13 protein-coding genes and 2 pseudogenes are annotated in these 17256 nt (G+C 34.2%); 7 read left to right on the plus strand and 8 right to left on the minus strand.

The features are described 5' to 3' along the window. Nucleotides 1-390: 390 nt before the first annotated feature. Both BR72_RS16160 and BR72_RS16165 read right to left on the minus strand, forming a co-directional pair. Nucleotides 391-1506, minus strand: a complete 1116-nt coding sequence (locus tag BR72_RS16160; RefSeq protein WP_035434539.1) for a glycosyltransferase — start codon at nt 1504-1506, stop codon at nt 391-393. Between the two features lie 210 nt (nt 1507-1716). Then, nucleotides 1717-3084, minus strand: coding sequence for an O-antigen ligase family protein (locus BR72_RS16165; protein ID WP_035434540.1), 1368 nt, complete (start codon nt 3082-3084; stop codon nt 1717-1719). Nucleotides 3085-3358: 274 nt separating this feature from the next. Here BR72_RS16165 and BR72_RS16170 point away from each other — a divergent pair, with 274 nt between their 5' ends. Beyond that, nucleotides 3359-3991 (plus strand): trimeric intracellular cation channel family protein, encoded by a 633-nt coding sequence (locus BR72_RS16170; RefSeq protein WP_035434541.1) that lies wholly within the window; start codon nt 3359-3361, stop codon nt 3989-3991. Nucleotides 3992-4046: 55 nt separating this feature from the next. Here the strand turns inward: BR72_RS16170 and BR72_RS16175 are convergent, their stop codons facing one another. After that, on the minus strand, nt 4047-5315 hold the full coding sequence (locus BR72_RS16175) for a glycosyltransferase family 39 protein (RefSeq protein ID WP_197059951.1): 1269 nt from the start codon (nt 5313-5315) through the stop codon (nt 4047-4049). A 344-nt stretch (nt 5316-5659) separates the two neighbouring features. Between BR72_RS16175 and BR72_RS16180 the strand changes: the two genes are divergently transcribed. The 5 genes from BR72_RS16180 (at nt 5660) to BR72_RS16200 (ending at nt 12603) form a co-directional block, all read left to right on the plus strand. Then, entirely contained in the window at nt 5660-6172 is a 513-nt protein-coding gene (locus BR72_RS16180) for an acyl-CoA thioesterase (RefSeq protein WP_035434545.1), read from the plus strand. A 374-nt stretch (nt 6173-6546) separates the two neighbouring features. Further along, nucleotides 6547-8001: an oligosaccharide flippase family protein gene (locus BR72_RS16185; protein WP_035434546.1), complete on the plus strand. Its 1455-nt coding sequence runs from the start codon at nt 6547-6549 to the stop codon at nt 7999-8001. Between the two features lie 66 nt (nt 8002-8067). Continuing rightward, nucleotides 8068-8889, plus strand: coding sequence for a glycosyltransferase family 2 protein (locus BR72_RS16190; protein WP_035434547.1), 822 nt, complete (start codon nt 8068-8070; stop codon nt 8887-8889). Nucleotides 8890-9305: 416 nt separating this feature from the next. Further along, nucleotides 9306-10865, plus strand: a complete 1560-nt coding sequence (locus BR72_RS16195; RefSeq protein ID WP_035434549.1) for an ABC-F family ATP-binding cassette domain-containing protein — start codon at nt 9306-9308, stop codon at nt 10863-10865. A gap of 298 nt (nt 10866-11163) precedes the next feature. Then, nucleotides 11164-12603, plus strand: coding sequence for a glycosyltransferase family 39 protein (locus tag BR72_RS16200; protein ID WP_035434550.1), 1440 nt, complete (start codon nt 11164-11166; stop codon nt 12601-12603). Nucleotides 12604-12882: 279 nt separating this feature from the next. On the opposite strand, the gene msrB is transcribed toward BR72_RS16200, so the two are convergent. From msrB to BR72_RS16220, 5 genes and pseudogenes are all read right to left on the minus strand, one after another. Then, nucleotides 12883-13842: a peptide-methionine (R)-S-oxide reductase MsrB gene (msrB, locus tag BR72_RS16205; RefSeq protein WP_035434553.1), complete on the minus strand. Its 960-nt coding sequence runs from the start codon at nt 13840-13842 to the stop codon at nt 12883-12885. Nucleotides 13843-13924: 82 nt separating this feature from the next. Then, nucleotides 13925-14959, minus strand: coding sequence for an AI-2E family transporter (locus tag BR72_RS16210; RefSeq protein ID WP_035434554.1), 1035 nt, complete (start codon nt 14957-14959; stop codon nt 13925-13927). Nucleotides 14960-15217: 258 nt separating this feature from the next. After that, nucleotides 15218-15373 (minus strand): annotated as a pseudogene (locus BR72_RS25735) (LrgB family protein); the annotation flags it as partial. 77 nt (nt 15374-15450) lie between these two features. Next, nucleotides 15451-16191, minus strand: a complete 741-nt coding sequence (locus tag BR72_RS16215; RefSeq protein WP_035434559.1) for a LytR/AlgR family response regulator transcription factor — start codon at nt 16189-16191, stop codon at nt 15451-15453. Next, a pseudogene (locus tag BR72_RS16220) lies at nt 16169-16951 on the minus strand (sensor histidine kinase); the annotation flags it as partial. The gene BR72_RS16215 and the pseudogene BR72_RS16220, both read right to left, overlap by 23 nt. An 85-nt stretch (nt 16952-17036) precedes the next feature. Here BR72_RS16220 and BR72_RS16225 point away from each other — a divergent pair. Continuing rightward, the coding region (locus tag BR72_RS16225) for a transposase (protein ID WP_035431086.1) at nt 17037-17256 on the plus strand (220 nt) is incomplete at its 3' end.

A 17256-nucleotide genomic window follows, 5' to 3' on the forward strand; every position in this document is an offset into this window, starting at 1 on the left:
CCATTTTCATTGTTGAGAAAGGCACGCCTAAAATATCAACTGTTTGCACTGCCATATTTACAATCCTCTCTATTTCAAATATCTTTTTCCACTACTGATTAGTCTAACCTCTTACTTTTGCATACTCATACTGCCAGATAAAGTGAAACTTTAATCAGTGGGGGTTTTCTTCATCCCCCACTGATTATTAGTTGAACCAATCGGGCTTTTACGGGCAGTTTATCTCCCACCTAACTTCTTAAGAAAAGCGGAAGCGGCTCGCTCAGAATCGCAGGGCGTTGGAGCCCCTGACAGAGAGGCGCTTTTTGCCTCGTCCGAGGGGGCGAAACGACCGGAGATTCTAGCCGCTGGAGCTGGACAATGCTTTTGCCGAATTTTGAGGTGGGAGTATTACTGCCCGTTAATGCGGGACAAAACCTTTTCATACGCTTCATACGTATTTTCATATAAATTCCGTAATGAAAAATGAGAAGACGCATGGGTATATAATCGCTCACCCATCTCTACTAATTCACCATTTTTCCACTTTTCATATGCCTCTTCTAACGCCCGAGCAAGCGCCGCAGCATCACCAATTGGAATAATCCAGCCATATGTATCATCAACAATCAGTTGTGACATATCACCAACATCTGTAGCAATAGAAGTTAAACGCTGATTTGCCCCTTCTAATAAAACAAGGGGGAAACTTTCACTATACGATGTTAATAAATTGATATGCGCTGCGGCATATAAATTCTTTGCATCTGCACGATGTCCTAAAAATAGAACTTTATCTTCTAACCCTTTTTGTTTCACTGCTTCTTTTAATTCATTCTCAATTGGCCCGTCACCAAGTAACAGCACTTTCATTTTGGGAATTGTTATATTTTGCAACGCTTCAAATAATATTTCATGCCCTTTAACAGGATGTAAACGGGCTACCTGAATTGCTGTAAATACATCTTCTTGTATATCAAAATTCTCTTTTACATCATAAGGCTTGGCCGGCGTACGATCATATTCAATTCCGTTATAGATTGTACAAATTTTCTCTTCTGGTACACCAAGCGTTACCGTATTCATCTTAAAACGCTCTGTAATAGCAAAAAATAAATCCACTTTCTTAAACGAACGTAAATTTAACTTTGTAAAAACCCAACCTTTTAAACCGCGCTTCATAAAATCTAGCGTTGGATCACTATGAATAGTTGTAACCCATTTAGCATTTATCTTTCTGCTTAATAAAGACAGATAAAAGTTGGCCCTTGCACCGTGTGTATGCACAATATCAAAACCTTCTTTATTAATAAAAGAACGTATTTTTGAAAGAATAGATATATCATAACGAGATGATTGTGAAAAAACATGTACTTTTATCCCTAATGCTCTCGCTTCGCTTGCTATTACACCTTCTTCAAATACCGCTAATTCTACTACACCTTTTGGGAATTGCGATAAAAGTGAAATAATATGCGTTTTTCCGCCGCCTGTTTCTGCTCCAGCATTCATATGTAACACTTTCATCTTTTTTCCTCCATTCAATATATTTTCTCGTTTTTACTTTTTAACATATAGATTGCGGCTATACAGACAAAAAGACTCTACTACTGTCTTTCTCTCTTTGTTTGAACATCGCACCTACACATGACCAGACACTCTCGTCCACCCAAAAAGAAAGGGATTTTTATATAGCAAAAAATAAAAGCTAACATATTGCTAGCTCTTATTTTTCCATTATTCTATTTCTAAATCAACGATTAAATATGCTAATAATACGACAAAATAAATGCTTACTCCTGGTGCCGTTAACACATGACCTGCTGTAAACGCAATTCCTAATGCTAATCCAAGACCTGCAGCTAACAATGCGTACTTAACTGTAAATATTTCACGGAACCTTGTTATTAATACTATTAGAATTCTTAAACCATAATACAAAAACGGAATCATAAGAAAAATGAAACCGATAATTCCAAAAGTATAAAACCAATCATGGAAATCTCTCTCAATTAATTTTGGGGCATCTTTGAAGTTACCACCGTACCCCATACCAAGTAACTTCTGAGACATAGGTGCTTGTTTATAAAAATCCTCATACGTTTTCATAAATAATTCACGCCCACTAAAAATAAGAGCTTGTGTCTCAGCCTTTTTCTCTTCCTCTTTCGCTTTTACCGTTTCTTCTTGTTTCACATGGTTATTCTGTTGCTTTTTTTCCTCTTGTACTTTTTCAAATACTTGATGATGAATCCCTGTATTTCCATATATCGGTGAGAACGGAAAATATCCTGCTACTCCTGCCAATATAACTGTTGCAATTAAACCATTTAACAAATACGACTTTTTATTAAACTCTTTTCGTTGTAAAAACGCTTGTATAAAGCACATAAAAACAGCAATAACAACTGTACAGACAATAGCCCCGGCCCCTACCTTTGTACCAATCGCAAACAATGAAAATATGATTAAAAGAGACGGAATCCAAAAATAGCTTTTTGCTAAACTTGTTGTTTTTTCAATAGAATATAAAATAACCACTGGACATATGATTGCTAAAATTGATCCCAGTTCATTCCCAGCAAAAAACCAGCCGCGAGAGCCTTCTTTAAAATATTCATAACTATTATAATCCGTTCCAGTTGCAATAGCTGCAACCATCGTTACATTTATAATTAGAGCTGCATATGCTACACAATTTCTCATTTTTGTATGCATTGCTTCTTTCGTCTTTAATGACTTAAATACGAGAATATAGCAACTTATCATCACAAATGGATATAACGCCTTTGCTATAAACTTAAGATCTTCCATTTGTAACATCGGATTCTTAATCATTTTGTTATTTAAAAATCCTAATCCAAGGACAATTCCTAACCCAAGTAAATAGATAATATATTTTCGATTTTCTTTTATACGGGCTTGTGTAAGAATATAAATACCACCAAGAGCCATAACAAATAAACGCGTTATCACTCCAACCGTCGCATCAATTTTGAGCTCTAAAATACAAAACGATGTAAGTAAATCTATAATTGGTTGTAATATAATAAAAATCAATAGAAATTGCTCAAATTTATAACTTAAACTATTGTGATTTAACATCTTTACCCCCTATAAATATAGTTGCTTCGTTCCAAATACCTATTATAGCATAAGTTCTTAATGGACTAGATGGGATTTTAATTGAATCATAAAATCCTTGATGGCGTCATTTTCCCTCATATCCATTGTATTAACTTTGAAAACGACACTTTCAAACGCTTTCTTTCCTTATTCCTTCACTTTTTTTACATGTAGCGAAACAGCAATTGTTATTTTTATAACTTTAGTGTATATTCTTTCCTTGGAACATCTTTAGAAGGAAGGGATCGGAGCGATGTTTTTAATTGATGTATTTACATTTCTCGGTATTATCGCAGCTGCCATTTCTGGTACATTAGTAGGTTTAAAAAAAGAACTCGATTTATTTGGTGTCCTTTGTTTGTCTGTGGCAACAGCACTTGGCGGTGGGATCATTCGAGATGTTATGATTGGAAACTTACCTCCAGTTGCATTTGTTCAACCAATTTACTTTTTTATTAGTATCTTAGCAGCACTATTTACTTGTATGTTTTTCGAACGGATTCATAAGTTACAAGTTGTTATTATGCTTTCAGACGCTGTTGGTTTAGGCGTATTTACTGCTATCGGTGCAAATGCGGCCATTACTCATCATATGGATGGTTCTTTCTTAGTTGTTTCTATGGGAGTCATTACAGGTATTGGTGGTGGGATTTTACGTGATATGTGTGCTCAAGATATCCCATATGTCTTTCGTAAAGAAATTTATGCCATTGCCTCCATTTTAGGTGCAATTAGTTTTCTTATAACTTATGAGATGGGGTCACACGTATTAGCTTTCTATATTTGTTTACTCGTAACATTTGTTATACGTGTAGTAACTTTTATCTATAATGTGCATTTTCCAGTCTTTTTTAAAACGCATGCAAAAATTAATAAAGGTCATTGATCTATTTTCATAAAAAGAACGACATAAAAACTCCTATGAGTGCATCATAGGAGTTTTACTTTTTAAAAAATAGTTTTTGACAATACTGATTTATCACATATATCCCATAGCTTTGTAATATCAATAGACTTGGGACTAATACACCCTCATATACAATATGCATGTTCATAAACCTTGTACACAAATGGCTCGCAATTATGAGTAGAAACAGCATATAATTTCTATTTCCCTGTTTTTGAACTAGAAGATGTAACATAGAGATTGCCGTAAATATCGTAATCATCATGTATATAAAATATCCACCTTTTATAAAGGTGCTTTTCATTTCTTGTTTCTCTAGATTTCCTAAACTCATTTGAATAGAAGAAAAACGATCCTTCTCTATTTTATTCAACTTTTTGTTTATAAAATCCATATTATATTGTTTTTTCTCTTGTTCTGCTCTTTTTTCATTTTCTCCTACTAGGACAGATTGAATATACCCTTCGTTTGTAAAAGTGTATCGCGAATTACTTGATGTTCCAAGTGCATAACTTACTGCGTAATGAACACCATAAAATATAACACATACACCTACTAGTCTAATCAACATTCCTTTTCTATCTGGACTTTGCAAAACTTCTACTAATACAAGATACAAAACAAGAACTATAATTAAAAATAAGCCTAATGGACGAATCATATTACTGAAAGCAAATAAAGCAACGGCGACTCCCCACATATACGAATGACTTAATCCTTTATGTATAAGTAAGTAACAAGCAAAATAAAATAAACATGTTGCCAAATGCTCATTCGTTAACACAGAACAAAGCATGATATTAGGAATATACAAAGCGTATAATACCGCTGCAATTCGGCCACATTCTTCATGAAATAGTTTTGAAGCAAGCTGATAAACAAAATAAGCGGTAGCTCCGCAATATAAAACATTACATACCTTTAAGACAAACGTTGCATCTCCGAAAAAGCGAATTAAAAAGGATTCGTACATAATAAAAGGAGATTGAACTACAGTTTCTAGACTGCTAAAAATAGTATTTCCTTGTGCAACTTGTTTAGCAGCTTCATACATCACATTCATATCACTTTCGATTGGAGCTTTCATTAACACAATGGATAGAAACCGGAGTAACACAGTACCAGAAATGAGAAAAATAACAAATTGTTTATCCGTAAATCGATGTTGTAAAATAGAGGTAGTCAGCAAAAGTAAAATGATACAAACACCTACTACAATCGCTAAACTAGAAGATTTTACATCAAAAACAGTTTTTACCTCTCCAAAAGAATACCAAAAGGAATATGCAAAAAAGAGGAACATGAGTCCAACTACTACCTTGTAAAAAAAAGCTGAAAAACCTATCTGCATCTTGTCCATAACTTTATTCTATCGCACCTCTTTTTTCTCTTGTTAATAGGTATCTATACCCTTAACTTCGTATTTGTAACAAAACGATTTTATCATGAATAATGAGAATACTGGTACCCTATTTCTATGACAAAGTTATTAACGTCATATATTCTCCTTGCAATGTAAGCGAAATCTCTTTTACACTACAATCTATATACAGAGAAACTTCCGGCTATTATTTATAATGAATGATAGACGAAATAAATTAAGTTCTGATGAATATCATGAGAACAAACGAAACAGGAGTAGATAATATGGAAAAGAAATTTATGAGAGAGTCCAGGGCGATAAAAACAACACGGGTTTTCCCAAATGACTTAAACAACCATCAAACATTATTTGGTGGAAAATTATTAGCAGAAATTGATAGCATTGCTTCTATCGCCGCTGCACGCCATAGCCGTCAGCATTGTGTAACTGCTTCTATCGATTCTGTTGACTTCTTAACACCAATTCATCAAACCGATTCTGTTTGCTATGAAGCATTCGTTTGTTATACAGGAAGATCTTCTATGGAAGTATTTGTAAAAATCGTTGCAGAGGATTTATTAGGCGGAGAACGCCGCATTGCTGCAACTTGCTTCATCACTTTCGTCGCATTAAATAGTGGAAAACCAGCCTCTGTACCGGGTGTAATAGCTGAAACAGCAGAAGAACTCTGGTTATATAACACGGGTGAAGAGCGTGCAGAAAAACGAAAAATGAACCGATTAAAGAGTAAAGAAATGGCCGAAGTACTAACAATTCAAAAACCATGGAGTGTATAATTTCACAACCTCTTTATTCTTATATAGAAGGAGCTGACTAAAAAGTCAGCTCCTTTCACTTTTCAATATGATTCAGCTCAGCGAATCGCCAATGTATTGCAAAGAACGGTTGATAACAGAAAAAAACTGACTTCAAAAGACACTTATGTACCTTTTGGGTCAGCTTCGTTTTTTATTTATGAAAATACGAAACTTTCTTATCTGCTATTTTTAGTGCAATGAATAACAGAATCCACAGTTGCTTTACAAAGTTTATCTGCGGTAAACTTATATCCGTAATTACTTAAATACAAATTTAGCTTCCAATGTTGAATTCCTTTCAATAGAAACGCAAAAGCATTTTATTTTAAGAACTATCAATGAAAGGTGAAATTATGCAAAAATCAATTGTATCAAATGTTTTTTATAAACTATTGCTCAACACCTTTAATATTATCCTTCCACTTCTAGTAGGACCATATGCATATCGAATGCTCGGGTCTCATTCAATGGGAACAGTTAACCTTAGCGAAACAATTTTTAATTATTTCTTTGTTTTTGCTACATTTGGTGTGTATCAATATGGCTTACGCGAAATTAGCTTAGTAAAAAACAATAAGAAAAAAACTTCACAATTATTTACAAGTTTATATCTTATTAACTTTACAACTAGTATCCTTGCTTTAATCGCATTTTTACTTTTTAGTTACATTGGATATGAAAATAAAGAGGAGTTTCCTGTCCTTCTTATTTTTGGATTCAACTTTATTTCAAGTTTATTTTATGTAGAATGGTACAATGAGGCACATGAAAATTATGATTTCATTGCGAAAAAAACAGTTATTGTTCGTCTCATTTATGTTGTCCTTCTATTCATTTTCATTCATGGTGCAAATGATTATAAACAATATGCAAGTTTATTAGTTTTATCAACATTTTTAAACCATTTTATCAGTTTTATATATGTAAAACGTCAAGTTAAGTTCGATTTTTCTAACATAACCATTGTTCGACATATAAAACCATTATTTTTAGTTGTTATCTTTTCAAATGCAAGTATCCTGTATACACAATTAGACCGATTTTTATTAGGAGAGTATGCTGGTAAATCCGAACTTGCTTACTATGTAATGGCTTTTCAAATTATGACGATTATTAATACACTTATGTTAAGTGTAATTCAAGTTACCGTTCCACGGCTCTCTTATTTATCAGGAAATGCAGATGAAAAAGAGTATGAATCATTATTAAATAAAATCTCAAAAGTGTACTTTATTACATTATTCCCAGCATCTATTGGCTTAATGCTTATCGCTCATGGAGCTGTTGTTATTTACGGAGGAAATGAATTTTCTAACGCTGGTAACACGTTAGTTGCTTTTGCATTATACATGATTGCAATAGGTATCGAATCCATCTTATCGAATCAAATTATTTACGTAAAAAAGAAAGAAAACATTTTAGTACGTTTTTTATTCATTGGTGGTTTTCTAAACCTTATTTTAAATATCTCGCTAATCGTCTTTCATGTATTCACACCGACAACAGCAATTTTTACAACTACGATTTCATACTGCTTGCTAGTTATACTGGAATATATATATGTAAAAAAGAAACTAAAAGTAAATTACACATTATTCGATATGTCGAAACTAAAATATCTCTTCTATTCACTTACATTTGTACCATTATCATATCTCATCCGTATAACAATTTCAGGGAAAATCCTTTCTGTTCTAGTTACAATCATCACCTGCGGATGTGTATATGCATTGATTTTATTGATAACAAAAGATGAGATATTGTTTACGCTTTTAGATAAAGTGAAAGAAAAACTGAAGAAAAAATAGTGTAAGTAACAAAACACCATCTTGCATGTTTAAGCGAATGAAACTTCTTTAAAGGAGCTGTTCCGATTGAAATTCTCTTTAATCATGGCGACTTGCGGCAGACGTGATGATATTATAGATTTACTAAAATCATTAGAAAAACAAACATATAAAGACTTTGAACTCATTGTAGTCGATCAAAACGATACACCGATCTCTAATTTATTTGATGACTATAAAGAAAAATTTCCAATCAATTATATATACACGCCAATCAAAGGACTCTCCCGTGCGCGGAACACAGGATTAAAAGTAGCTGATGGTGATATTATCGCTTTTCCAGATGACGACTGTATTTATGAAACGAATGTGTTAGAAAGCATTCAATACACGTTTAAACAAAATAAAAACATTCATTTTATTTCTACCAACACAACAAATGTAGAAGGGACAGGCTCTTTAATACATGCTCCTAAAACAGATATTATTTTAAATAACAAATACGGATTCATGGGCCCTTCCTTTGCCCTCTTCTTTATGAAACAGTTCGTACAAGATGTGGGAACGTTTGATGAAGACTTAGGGGTTGGAGCAGGAACAATTTACGGAGCTGGTGAAGAAACCGATTTTGTACTTCGCGGTATGAAGAATGGATATACAGGTTTATTTAAGAAAGACCTTTTCGTATATCATCCAGTAAAAGAAGAGGTCATTAATGAGCAATCATTAAACAGAGCAATTTCCTATGCCGGTGGTTTCGGAAGAGTCATTCGCTTACATTATGGATTTCCTTACTTTTTACGTGCCATTGCCGCTGCCTCGTTCCGTACGATGCAAAACATCTCTAACGATAAAAGAAAATTCCATACCAATCGCTTAAAAGGGATTGTTAGAGGATATTTTAAATAAAGTTAAATGAACCATTAGTTGGTGTGTTCATGATTTCCCACTGATTAGAGGGAGAAAAAGAGCAACTGTTCCTGTATTGGACAGCTGCTCTTTTTTTCAAAGGCGCAACTATCGTTTACATTGTTGCAATAAGGAAATTCCATAAAGTTACAGCCCCCTTTTCATAAGGAATACATGATAATTCAAAGATAAAAGATAGCATTATAGTTAAGAATTTAGTATCATGATTCAAGATACTATTATAAATCGAAATTAAAAAACCTACCTAAAGCGTCTTTTTTTAGGTAAGTGAGAGCATCTGACCATGCATGGGCTAAAGAAAGTGAATGCAGGTCATTTTTTATGCTGCGTATCAGTAACTTTTATATTGAAAAATTAAAATGGTTTTATATATTTCAAACAGGGTGGAGGACAATATGAGCTTATTAACAGTTGAAAAACTAGGTCATACTTTTGGTGATCGTACACTATTTAAAGATGTATCAATGCGTTTACTAGCGGGAGAACATGTTGGTTTAGTCGGTGCAAACGGTGTTGGTAAATCAACATTTATGAACATTATTACAGGACAACTGATTCATGACCAAGGACGTGTAGAATGGACACCTGGTACACACTATGGATACCTAGATCAACATACAATTTTAACACCTGGACGAACTATTCGTGATGTATTAACAGATGCGTTTTTACCTTTATTCGAAAAAGAAAAAGAATTAAATACAATTGCTGAAAGCATGGCAACAGCGTCGCCAGAAGAATTAGAAGAACTACTTGAAAAAATGGCGGGAGTGCAAGATGCACTTGAAGCAGGCGGCTTTTATTTATTAGATATTAAAATTGAAGAGGCAGCACGTGGTCTTGGAATTGATGCAATTGGCTTAGATCGTGATGTTGCGGCACTAAGTGGTGGGCAACGTACGAAAGTATTGCTTGCAAAGCTATTACTTGAGCAACCTGAAGTACTATTACTCGATGAGCCAACTAACTATTTAGACGTTGAACATATTCAATGGTTAACAAACTATTTAAAGGAATATCCTCATGCGTTCCTTTTAATTTCCCATGATACAGAGTTTATGAACAAATGTGTAAATGTTATTTTCCATCTTGAATTTTCAAAAATGACACGTTATACAGCAACATATGAAAAGTTCTTAGAACTAGCAGAACTGCACAAAAACCAACATTTAAACGCATATCAAAAACAACAAGAATTCATTAAACAGCAAGAAGATTTTATTGCGCGAAATAAAGCGCGTTACTCAACAACTGGACGTGCAAAAAGTCGTCAGAAACAACTCGATCGCATGGAACGCATTGATCGTCCAGAAACTGCTATGAAACCGGAGTTTTCTTTTAAAGAATGCCGTGCAAGCAGTCGTTTTGTCTTTGAAGGAGAAGGCGTAGAGATCGGCTATACGCATCCTCTATTACCGAAATTAACAATGACGATTGAACGTGGTGAAAAAATTGCCATTGTTGGATGTAACGGTGTCGGAAAATCAACATTACTCAAAACGATCCTTGGAAAAATTAAACCACTAAGCGGAAAAATTAGCCTTGGTGATTTCTTAGAGCCTGCTTATTTTGAACAAGAAGTTAAGGCTGAAAATATTACACCAATTGATGATGTATGGAATGCGTTCCCGAACTTGGACCAGCATCAAGTACGTGCAATGCTTGCGAAATGCGGCTTAAAAAATGAACATATTTCTCGTCCACTGAGCCAATTAAGTGGTGGCGAGCAAGCAAAAGTTCGTTTATGCAAATTAATGGCAACAGAAAGTAACTGGCTATTATTTGATGAGCCAACAAACCATCTTGACGTGACAGCTAAAGAAGAACTGCAGCGTGCTATGAAAGCATATAAAGGTACAATTATTCTTGTTTGCCACGAGCCTGATTTTTATGAAGGTTGGATTACAAAAGTTTGGAACGTAGAAGAATGGGCAGAGCAAGCAGCTCAACAATAAGCTTTAACCAATCGGAAATAACGAGATAAAAACATGCCCCTTGTCTAAAACAAGGGGCATATTTTATTATTTTTTCTTCCTGAAAATCATTTTACCTTATTAAAAAAAATTGTATTCTTATAAAGTGAGACTTTAATCAGCGGGGGTTTTCTTCATCCCCCACTGATTATTAGCCCTCACCAATCGGGCTTACTGCCCACGAATAGCGGGATAAAGTAAAACTTCGAGTTCTTAAACACGATAAATAGTACGCTTTATTCCTGTATAATCATTCTATTCAACAAGGGGGGACCGAATCATGTTAAACATACAATGGAATCGTTTCAGTTCGTTGTTAGCAAAGTGCCTCGTAATTTTGTGCTTACTTATCTTTGCTTTTTCTATTTGGAATTCTTATTTAACTGTTAAAGAAACTTTATTCGTTCGGACACTTATTAGTGCTCCCATTATAATTATCAGCATGATTTTGTTAATACTGCTAACCTATCTTTGTAATACATACTTTTCAAAAACTATATTTATTATTTTATTAACAATTTGTGCGTTTATCACTCGATTCATTTGGATTTTAAAAATCCCAACACCAATTGAATCTGACTTCGCATTAATGTATGAAGCGGCTGTACAAGCCGCTCACGGTAACTATGGCTTTTCAAGTTCTCCATACTTTACAACATGGGTGTATCAACTGGGATTTACGATGTATCAAGCTTTCGTCATCAAATTATTCGGTAACCATATATTTATTTTAAAGTTGTTAAATGTTCTTTATTGTACGGGAACTACACTATGCGTATATGGCATTACAAGCAAAATTTTTAATGAGTGGGCTGGACGTATAGCCGGACTATTATATGCCTTTTATATTCCAAGTATTATGATGAGCTCAGTTTTAACCAATGAACACCTTGCAACATTTTTATTTTATTTAGGATTCTATTTATTAGTAAGCTTACACAATAAATATACTTGGATCTTTGTCGGAATTGCACTAGCATTTGGTGATATCATGCGCCCTTTAGGTAGTTTCGTCTTATTAGCTGTTATCATTTATCTATTCATTCATGAATTTCTTGGAAAAGATAAAAAAACAATGTTTACTACAACAAAGAAACTTATTGGTATTCTTTTTGTCTTTTATGCTGTCCATTATATCGTAAGCTCTATATTCATTGCTACAGGAGTTACAAAGTATCCTTTATCTAATCGTGATCCTCTTTGGAAATTTGTCATAGGATTCAATTCCGAAACAACAGGAACATATTCAATGTCAGATGCTGAAAAAATTACGAGTCTGGAAATAGGCGAAGAACGAAAAGCAATCGAAATGAAACTCATTAAAGAGCGAATTGCAGACAAAGAAAAGCTATTCACACTCTTTGGAGATAAATTTTCCTCTATGTGGGGTGATATTGATTCCGCTGGTTACTGGAGTCTAAATCAATTAAATAAAAAAGAATTAATTGATACATCCATGGAGTATGAAAAATATGTGTATATGGCAACTATGTTATTTGGTGTGATAGGATTATTATCCCTTCTTTTCACAAAACAGAAAAACCTTCAATATACATTATTTCTCTTACTTATTATCGGATATATAGCTGTGCATTTTTTAATAGAGATACAGACAAGATATCGATATTTTATTATTCCTAGCTTCTTCATTATTCAAAGCTATGGAATCTATATGATTCATCAATATGTGAGAAAAAAACGACAGAAAAGCATTTTTTAAAATGGCCTGGGAAGGACTGGCTATGTATAGAAGCGATCAGGACCTTTTCCTACCACATGCGAGGGTTTAAAAAGCAAGTGCAGGTCATGCTTTGTTCTGCATAGCAGTAATCAATAAGTCAATATAGGTATATAAACGTGTAAAATTCAATGTTCTTTACATTGCATATCAAATATTTACATCCGAAAAGATACCGGAGATTTCCGAATCATTGATCGCACCAGATGTAATAACAGCCTGTTCCGAAAATAAAGCGAGCGGAACAGGCTGTTATATTTTTTAGCGTCTAAACAGGATAAGAAAATCCCCGTACCCTTCTTTCTCTAAATCCTCTTTAGGAATAAAGCGCAGTGCAGCAGAGTTAATACAATAACGTAAACCATTTGGTCCCGGTCCATCTGGAAATACGTGCCCCAAATGAGAATCTGCTTCTTTACTACGTACTTCCGTTCTCGTCATATTATGACTGACATCTATTTTTTCTTTCATACTTGCTGATAACATTGGTTTTGTAAAACTAGGCCATCCACAACCACTATCAAATTTATCTAACGAACTAAATAGAGGCTCTCCTGACACGATATCAACGTAAATACCTTCCTCTTTATAGTCCCAATATTCATTTTGAAAGGGTGGTTCTGTTCCATTTTCTTGCGTAACATAAAATTGCATGTCAGTAAGCTTTCCCTTTAAATGCGTATTATCCTTTGGCCAATATTTTTTGATAAACGCATCACGCCCTGAACCTTGACGATATAACGCGTATCGAAATGAGTTTTTCTTATGATAGCCTTGGTGATATTCTTCCGCAAGATAAAATGTTGCAGCTGGTAAAATTTTCGTGACAATCGGTTTCGAAAAGCGTCCACTTTCTTCTAACTCACGTTTAGACACCTCTGCGGCTTTACGCTGCTCTTCGCTATGATAAAAAATGACTGTTTCATATGATTGTCCACGGTCATGAAATTGACCTCCAACATCAGTTGGGTCAATTTGTTGCCAATATAAGTGAAGTAATTGCTCATATGGCATACGCTCTGGATCAAACGTAATTTGCACTGCTTCATAGTGCCCGGTTGTCTCTCTGCAAACTTCTTTATATGTTGGATTTTCTTTATGGCCGCCTGTATATCCGGATACAACCTTTATAATGCCATCCATTTCCTCAAATGGCGATACCATGCACCAAAAACATCCCCCAGCAAATGTTGCAAATTCATATTTTTCGTTTACAACCACTTCTTCACCCCACTATCTTTTCTTACAGTATGGCATATACAAATATAAGTTATAAATAAAAAAGCATCAAAATAGATGCTTTTTATTTCTCATTTACCGTTTCCTCTTTCTCGTCACTTATTACATCTAACACATCGAGTAAAAACATAAAAATTGGAATACCTATAATCAATCCCCATACACCTAAAAAATGTTCAGAGAAAATTAAAATCATAAATGTATAAAATATAGGTAAATTTGTTTTTTCTGACATAAACTTTGGATTTAAGAAGTAACTTTCAATCGCATGAATGACTGCTACAATAATTAAAACGTATAAAATATACACCATACCACCAGTGTTATAAGCAATTATACAAAGTGGAAACAGCGAAATAATGACACCTGCGACTGGAATAAGCCCCAGCAAGAAGATCATTAAAGCTAGTCCGAGTAGTTGCGGAAAATCTAAAAACCAAAGCGCAATAGTTGATAACACACAATTTACAATCGCAATAAGAAATTGCGCCTCAATCACTTTTCCAAATGAACGAGCAAATTTTCTTCCAAAATACTCAATTTCATTATAGAAAATAGCTAGTCTACTCTCTTTGAACTTCGCTGTAAACATAACAATTCTTGACTTTTCTAACAAGAAAAATAAGCTTAAAATAAGTGAAAGTAAAATTTGCAAACTTACTTTCCAAACATTTGTTAGTGAACTATAAATAATATCAACGCCTTGATTCACATACTTCGAAAATTCCACGTGGTCAATTGCAGAAACTAGATATTTAATTATCTCATTATCAGGTGGGTTTCGTATAAATACATTAAACTGATACACAAGTTGCGTAATTTGCACCAATAAAACTGGTACATATTTGTATAATGTAATAACGATTCCACTAATCAATGCTGCATATAAAAATGCAATAATTATTTTCCGATTAATTGGTAAGAAATGTTCCATCTTGCGAGAAATAAATTTTTGAAATCTATCCATCAAATACGTAAGAATAAATGTAACTAAAATTAAATTAAACATACTTTTCATCCCATATAAGATGAGCACAAGTAACCCTAATACAACTATCCTCTGAAATCCTTTGCTTTGAAACAGGTTTTTCATTTGCATAATCGAAGCGTGATCTCTCCTGTCCATTCATTTTTATCTTAATTTCATTTTACAATATAAATGGTACTTTCAGAACGTATTATTATAAACTAAATAAAAAGTTTTATGATAGCACATTAAAATCTGACATAAAAACGGCCAGGTCCTCCTGGCTTAGGAAAAGGAGCGTAGACCTATTCGCCCTATATGTTGATTACAATTAATGTAACATAAAAGAACAAGCTATTTATAGAAATCTGTCTCTACAAATAGCTTGTTCTATAAAAGATCCATATTTATCCCGCTATTCACGGGCAGTAATACTCCCACCTCAATACCAAACGCAACGCCAAGGGCATGTCCAGCAGTTCCTAACGCTAATCCTTTTGCAATCAGATTCTTCACTTTAAACATTTTTAAGAATAATGCCCCCATAAGCACTTACAACACAGAGCGTCAAATATATGAAATCAGTTATAAAAAAAGAAGGATGAAATGCCAAAAGCAGCTTCTTAAATATGAAGCTGCTTCTTTAATTCTTTTGCATATGTCCGGCTTACAGGAACTTTTGAATCGTCTTTCATAATTAAATTATACGTAGAGTTAAACCACGGCTGGATTTCAGAAATATGATTTATATTTACGATAAAACTGCGATGTACACGCAGAAAATTCATTTGTGGCAATCTCTTTTCTAATATGACAAGCGTATCATGCGTCGCATACGTATCACAAATCGTTTTCACAATTACTTTTCCGTCTAACAATCCAGCATATACGATATCTTCTATATTCACTAATACAATCGATTCATCAATCGACAGCGCTAATTTTTTCATTCTACTGGATACATCAGGTGCATGTACTTCTTGTTTCTCCTCCATTTCATGTTGTTTTCGTTTTTTAAACTTCTTAATCGTTTGAACGATGCGCTCTTCATCAAACGGCTTTAAAATATAATCTAAAGCATCTACTTCAAATGCCTGAATGGCATATTGATCATAGGCCGTTGCAAATACAATAGCTGGTGGCTGCTTCATCTTCTTAAGTATATTTGCAATCTCAAATCCATTATCATCCGACAGCTGAATATCTAAAAAAACGAGATCTGGTTTACTTTCCATTAATTTCTCTAATGCTTCTTCTACACTGTCTGCCTCATCAATAATATCGACCTCTTTCGTTCGATATAATAAATATTTTAATTCGTCCCGTGCTAACATTTCGTCATCAACTACTAATATTCTCAATATCGCTTCCCTCTTTTCTTTGAATTGGAATCGTAAAGGAAATCTCCGACCCTGCTTCCAGTTCACTTACAATATGAAGCGTTGTATCTTTTCCAAACAACCCCATTAACCGTTCATTAATATTGAATAATGCTGTTCCCGTTCCTTTCTTTGACGATACAACCGCTTTTCCTAACTGCTCTAATCGCTCTGGTTCAATCCCTTGTCCGTTATCTTTTATTTTGAAATGTACGCTGCCCTGCTTAGCATAAACATGAATTTCAACTTGACATAAAGGCTGTTTTTTGGGAAATGCATGGCGAAGAGCATTTTCTATTAATAATTGCAGCACAAACGGTGGAATCAAAATATTATACAGTTCGTCTTCAATATACATTTTCACTTCATATTTATTTGGAAATCTCGCTTGTTCTAACGACATATACGCATGCACATGATTTAATTCTTGTTCTAACGGAATGAGAAGCTGTCTTGCACCTTGTAAATTGCAGCGAAAATACACGCTTAGCTGTAACAATAATTTCCTTGCTTTTTCTACATCTGTACGACATAAAGCAGAGACTGTATTAATCGCATTAAAAAGAAAATGAGGGTTAATTTGTGCTTGCAATGCCTTTATTTCCGCATCTTGCAACAATTTACTTTGCAATTCTGCTTCCCCAAGTTCAAGCTGCGTTGAAAAGATTTTCGCTAATCCTTCTGCCAGCTCCTCCTCTACGGGACTTAATGAATTGGGATTTTTAAAATAAAGCTTTAACGTACCGTGGTATTATCCCCTTTAAGTAGACATTCAAAAAAACCTTCATGATAAGATGAAGGAAAGAATGAAACTTGGAGGGGATTTTTCTATGGCGAAAAAGGGACAACAATTTCAATCCTACACGGAAGAATTTAAGTTAGATGCCGTTAGGGCCTATGTGAATGGGTCCGAAAGTTATCAAAGGCTCTCAGAACGATTAGGTATTCGAAGTTGTACACAATTAAAGGTTTGGGTGAAAAAATGGAAAAATGGTGAACCATTTGATGAACGTAGTAAAGGTAATGCACCGTTTAAAGGACAACCACGTA

Origin of the sequence: Bacillus sp. UNC322MFChir4.1, assembly GCF_000746135.1 — a bacterium.
In the GTDB taxonomy this organism is placed as follows: Bacteria; Bacillota; Bacilli; order Bacillales; family Bacillaceae_G; genus Bacillus_A.